The following is a 912-nucleotide window of genomic DNA, read 5'->3' as shown; positions in this document are numbered from 1 at the left end:
AGATTCACTGACTCCAAGATTCTCCGCAGCCTTGCGAAGTGGCATCTCCGGATGATCCAAGCGATACTGCACTGCATCATCTTTAAACTGTTGGGAATATTTTGTACCTTTTGCCATAACCATTCTCCTCCTTGATCTATGACTATCATATACGATTTATTGAAAATGGTCATGTTTATTTTGTACTATTTATATTCTAACACCAGATCGGGGATTTTATGATCCCGTAGTGTAAAATGAACAGAAGACGAAGCAAGGAGCCTAATGCCCCTTATGCTTCGCCTTCTTTTTTTGCTGTTTTTGTTCAAACAACCGTTTTGCTTCGGCAAGCTTTTGAGCGCTGCTTTGTTTTTTTCGGTCTTGTTTGATTTTTTCATGCTGCAATTTCAAAGCCTGTTGAGACTTTGTCCCGATCCCGGTATTTTGTAACTGTTTTTTTACGTCACGCTGCAGCCGTTTTGGATTCTTTCCTGAGTCTTTTGAAACAGCAGAAACAGCTGGACTAAATGCCAGGTTGTCGTAATGATTCAAGATAAATTCCAGAATTTCATAATCTTTTGGTTTCGCACCAAAAGTGATTTTTGCTGCGGAGATTTTTCCGTCGCACAATCGTTCAAAAACACCGATCCAGAATGGTTCTTGAAAGTATACGGTTAGTTTGCCAGTTACTTTGTTCATGGTTATCCTTCCTTAAAATGAACAAAGAACGGACAACCCGGAGGGCAGGTTACTTACCCTGTATTTAACAGGACGGCCGGGCTACCTACCGGCTCTGGCATATTCAAGATATGCGTTGCGTTTTTATCTTTGTATATGTTTTATTGTCAGCAAAGCCAGACCTTGCATCCAGAGTGAAACGTCCCCGCTAGCATAGACACCCAAAACGAAAGGATTCTATCCAGTTCTTAGTTT

1 protein-coding gene is annotated in these 912 nt (G+C 41.0%); it reads right to left on the bottom strand.

Annotated elements, in window-relative coordinates; all coding sequences use genetic code 11:
* Nucleotides 1-261: 261 nt before the first annotated feature.
* On the bottom strand, nucleotides 262-678 hold the full coding sequence (locus AC27EF_RS13575) for a YjdF family protein (RefSeq protein ID WP_487111299.1): 417 nt from the start codon (nucleotides 676-678) through the stop codon (nucleotides 262-264).
* Nucleotides 679-912: the final 234 nt, after the last annotated feature.

The sequence above is a fragment of the Anaerostipes stercorihominis genome, from assembly GCF_057535655.1.
This window is presented reverse-complemented; position numbering and strand designations above follow the sequence as displayed.

What these genes read in the sequence shown, in the direction of transcription:
- AC27EF_RS13575 (WP_487111299.1), bottom strand. Translation starts at nt 678, where the DNA reads ATGAACAAAGTAACTGGCAAACTAACCGTATACTTTCAAGAACCATTC.